Genomic DNA, 4,216 nt, shown 5'->3' on the forward strand with positions numbered 1-4,216 from the left:
TCGCACGCGGCGGCGCCGAGCGACGACGTCAGCGCGCGGCTGCCCGGCAAGTACCGGCGCGCGTATCGCTATTTGATGGAGCGGCTCGACCAGCGCGACCTGTCGGTGCGGGAGATCGCCGCGCACATCGACGTGACCGAGCGCGCATTGCAGGCGGCGTTCAAGACGTTTCTCGGGTTGTCGCCGAGCCAGCTGATCCGACGGCAGCGGATGGAGCGGATTCGCGGCGAGCTGCTGTCGGAAGGGCCGCGCGCGGCGAGCGTGCTCGAGATCGCGAACCGCTGGGGGATCCAGCATCGGTCGACGCTGGTCAACGGCTATCGGCGGATGTTCGACGAGGCGCCTTCGCAGACCTTCGACCGGTGAGGACGCGGGGCGACGCACAGCGCGTCGCCGCCGGTCGCTGTTGCACACCGGGCGATCGTTCCGGCCGGGCGAAGCCGGCGCGCGGGCCCGCCGCGCCAATGCCTCACCGCGTGGCTTCGATGTCGCGTCGACGCATGATCATCGCGACACCGCCTTCTTGATCATGTCGATCAGTTTCATCTGGAAGCTGTTGATCATCTCCGCCACGGCGAGCAGCTGGTTCGCGAACCCGACTGCACGCTGCATCCTGATCGTCTGCGCGGTCTCGTGATGGATCTGCTGGATACTCGGCATTCCGGCCGCGGCAAGCGTCTGTGCATCGTGGGCGCCGTGTGCTTCATGCCCGGCGGCGGATGCGGGTTTCGACGGCGGGGCGCCCGCAGCCTGCGATTGAGCGTGCCCGGCCCCGAGCGGCGACGGTTGCCCGTGCGCGGCTTGCGGTGCCGGTGGCGGACCGCTCAGATCGATGAGATCGCCTTCCGGTACAGGTGCGGAATGAAGCACGGCCGGTTGCAGCGCCGCATGATGCGCGACAGTCTGCAATTCGTCGGGCGTTGCGTCGAGCAGCGACGATGGCGTACCGGTGGGCTTCGTCGCGGAGGGCGGGTCGCTCAGGTCGATGAGGTTGCCTTCGTGCGGGTGTGCGGAATGAAGCACGGCCGGTTGCAGGACCGCATGATGCGCGACAGTCTGCAATTCGTCGGGCGTTGCGTCGAGCAGCGACGATGGCGTACCGGCGGGCTTCGTCGTGGAGGGCGGGTCGCTCAGGTCGATGAGGTTGCCTTCGTGCGGGTGTGCGGAATGAAGCACGACCGGTTGCAGGACCGGATGATGTGCCACCGTCTGCAATTCGGCGGGCGTGGCTTCGAGTAGCGACGCGTTGTTTTCAGTCGCTTCCGGCTTGACGGCGGTGCGCTTCAGCGCCGCCGCGTTCAGCGGACGGGCCTCGGGTCGAGACGTCGACGCGCCTTGCGGTCGCAAGCCTCCCAGCACGCCTGACGGCTTCGGTTGCGGGGCCGCGGCACCGGACAGGGGCGCGCCGATCGACGGCGGGTTCTGCGAAGGCGGCGTCGAGCCCCCGGCCTGAATGGGGGATTTGATCGATACTGGCTGCACAATCCGGCTCCTGAAGAAGGTAGACCCTGGCGCCCGACTGCCGCGCAATGGGCGCACCGGGCGACGCGGCGCCACTGTACGTCGACATGCGCGCCGCAGCCTGCCGCGGTGCGAAGCGATACACCCGCGCGCGAACGTCGCCGAAGCGACGCGGCTCGCGCGATCGCGATTCGCATACGCCGCCGCGGCTTCGCGCGCATGGGGCACGCTCGCGCGGCGGCGCCCGACAATCGGCGTGTCCATTCCCTGAACCGGAGCCGCCGATGAACGCCATCCGCCCCCCCGAACTGATCGAAACCGAGCGTCTTCATCTGCGCCCGCTCACCGCCGACGATGCGTGTGAGGCCTTCGACGCGCTGTTCGGCGATCCGGCGACGACGCTCGACCTGCCGTGGCCGATTCATCGCAGCGTCGACGAAACGCGCGCGTGCATCGGTCGTCTCGCCGAAGGCTGGCGCAGCGGCGCGTTTTTCAGCTGGGGACTGTTCGAGAAGCGCGACGGCCGTCTGATCGGCACCCTCGAAATGCACGGGCGCCTGCCGCGTGTCGAGATCGGGCTCGTGACGAGCTTCGCGCCGGGGCGTGTGCGGACCCGCGCATGGTCGGAGATGCTGCGCAGGTTTCTCGACTGGCTGATCGCGCAGCCGGGCGTATACCGGATCGAGGCATTCTGCTCGGTGACGGGCCGCGCCGCGCCGTTCATGCCGAAGCTGGGGTTCGTCAGCGAGGGCGTCGTGCGCAACTACGAGGCGCGTCCGAATCGCGGGATGAGCGCGGGCGACAGCTATCTGTTCGCGATCACCAGGGCGCCGGGGCCGCTGGGCGAGGCCATTGTGACCCGCGATGCGGAGGCGTCGCCGCGCCAGGCCGCATGAACCGGCGAGGAGCTTGCACGGGAGCGCCAGCGCGGCGGGGTGGCCGCGACGATCCGCGCCTGCGCTCGCGCCGGCCATCGATTGCCTGCGTCCGGTTCGTCGCGGCGCGCATCGCGGATTTCGCGCGGTCTCGCTGACTTTCGCCGGCGCATCCGACCCATGACGGGAGTCGCGGCGGAGATGCGGGTTCGCCGGGGCGAACGTCGCGCGTATCCGGGCTCTCGGCATGCGGGTTCGCGCGACACGGTGACGACCGATGTGCGGCTTGCCACGATCGCCGCAAACCACAAACTACCAACCCGCCCGATCTTCACCCCATCCCGCTCGCATGCACATGCCGCGCCCATTGATACCGGTCGAGCCGCAGCAGTTGCGAGATGCGCGCGGCGACGTCGCCGTCGTGCGCGCCGGCGCCCTCCACGAGCTCATCCACTTTGAGGAACCGGCCGACGAGCACCGTCGACGCCCGATCCCCCGACAGCACCACGGTCTGCGCATAGCGCCGCCAATCGTCGTCTTGCAGCGCGTACAGGCACCAGCTCTGCAGCGCCGTGCACAGCGGCGTGCCGCGCGCCTGGTCTTCGAGCGTGCGCAGAATGTGCAGCGCGCCGATCCAGTCGCGCCGGCTGATCCGCAGCCGCACGTCGCACAGGTCGACCGCGGCGTTGCGCGGCTGCAGGACGCGCAGCGCGATCAGCAGTTCGTCGAGGTCCGCGTGTGCGCTCGCGCGCAGCCCGACCGAAAAGGCCGAGAGCAGCGCGCGCAATGCGGCTTTGTTGCACGATTTGATCGCCATGTCGGTGCGATGCGTCGAGAAGAGATGATCCGTCGGCGATGATCGCCGTCGTACGCGCGGAGCGCGGCCGGCGCGTGCGAAGCGACATCGTGTGCGGCGAAGCGATGCGCGCGTTGCGGCGGCGGCGCACGATGCGCGACCGGTCGTTTCGGTCGCCGCGACATCGCTTCGTGCGGTTCGCGGCGCGCGCGGACGCGCTGCCTAAGCTTGTCGTCGAACCGCGGGCGCATGAGTGCCGTGCGCGTTCTGTTCCCTTTCCTTCAGTCGATTCACATTCATAGCGAGACGATCATGAGCGTTAACGGCATTACATCGACGACCATCCATCCGTCGCAGTTCAACTCCTCGTCGACGTCGTCGAGCAGCCGCGATCAGAAGATCGACAAGCTGCTCCACGAAATCGAAGCGCTGCTGATGCAGGACGATTCGGGAGACGGCGACGACACGGACATCGGCGGCGATTCGAGCGGCAACACGCCGACCGGCAACAACACCCCGACGAACCACGTGAAGCCGTCGACGGGCGACAAGCCCGGCGAAGACATGCGCGACGTCAAGCTGAACACGAAGGCGGGCGGCGAAGCGCTGCACCTGAAGATGGACTCGCAGGGCAACCTGTACAACGGCAGCGGCAATTCGGTCGGCGTCGTCGACAAGGACGGCAACGTGAAGCTGAACTCCGGTGCGACGAAGGAACTGGAGCGCCTCGAGACGGGCGGCAATCCGTTCATGAACGCGAACGTCGGCAAGCGCGGCGCCGGCGGCAACATGGAGTTCACGTCGGACGAAGTGACGGTGAGCGCGGGCGACGTCGACCAGAAGAACGACTTCTGACCGCGCGTGCGGCGCGGCGCGGCGGCACTGGACACGCGCTTTCGAATCGGTGCACACTGCGCGCTCGCGCCGCCGCGTCGCGGCCCGTCCAATCATTCGCGGACCGCGACGTCCGCCGGAGTCGAACGTGATCGTGTCGCAACGGGCCGACGCCCGAATCCTCGAGGTGATGCAGGGCCGGCAGGCGTGGGGCACGCTCGCGCTCGACCGCGACGGCGCGATCGTCGCG

The 4,216-nt window shown here is 68.6% G+C and carries 5 protein-coding genes and 1 pseudogene; 4 read left to right on the forward strand and 2 right to left on the reverse strand.

Going from position 1 to position 4,216, the window contains the following annotated elements; genetic code table 11:
• On the forward strand, positions 1-366 hold a 366-nt coding region (locus G3N99_RS35810; RefSeq protein WP_206124719.1), incomplete at its 5' end, for a helix-turn-helix transcriptional regulator.
• Positions 367-504: 138 nt separating this feature from the next.
• On the opposite strand, the gene G3N99_RS42185 is transcribed toward G3N99_RS35810, so the two are convergent.
• Complete coding sequence (locus G3N99_RS42185; RefSeq protein ID WP_241012022.1) at positions 505-1,725, reverse strand: hypothetical protein; 1,221 nt, start codon at positions 1,723-1,725, stop codon at positions 505-507.
• A gap of 20 nt (positions 1,726-1,745) precedes the next feature.
• Between G3N99_RS42185 and G3N99_RS35820 the strand changes: the two genes are divergently transcribed.
• Positions 1,746-2,357: a GNAT family N-acetyltransferase gene (locus G3N99_RS35820; RefSeq protein WP_206124720.1), complete on the forward strand. Its 612-nt coding sequence runs from the start codon at positions 1,746-1,748 to the stop codon at positions 2,355-2,357.
• A gap of 310 nt (positions 2,358-2,667) precedes the next feature.
• On the opposite strand, the gene G3N99_RS35825 is transcribed toward G3N99_RS35820, so the two are convergent.
• Positions 2,668-3,153, reverse strand: coding sequence for an HrpB1 family type III secretion system apparatus protein (locus G3N99_RS35825; protein ID WP_206124721.1), 486 nt, complete (start codon positions 3,151-3,153; stop codon positions 2,668-2,670).
• A gap of 228 nt (positions 3,154-3,381) precedes the next feature.
• On the opposite strand from G3N99_RS35825, the gene G3N99_RS35830 reads away from it, so the two are divergent.
• Both G3N99_RS35830 and G3N99_RS42635 read left to right on the forward strand, forming a co-directional pair.
• On the forward strand, positions 3,382-3,987 hold the full coding sequence (locus G3N99_RS35830) for a hypothetical protein (RefSeq protein WP_206124722.1): 606 nt from the start codon (positions 3,382-3,384) through the stop codon (positions 3,985-3,987).
• Positions 3,988-4,036: 49 nt separating this feature from the next.
• Positions 4,037-4,216, forward strand: a pseudogene (locus G3N99_RS42635) (sensor histidine kinase); the annotation flags it as partial.

Source organism: Burkholderia sp. Ac-20392, assembly GCF_017104585.1.
Classification (GTDB): domain Bacteria; phylum Pseudomonadota; class Gammaproteobacteria; order Burkholderiales; family Burkholderiaceae; genus Burkholderia; species Burkholderia lata.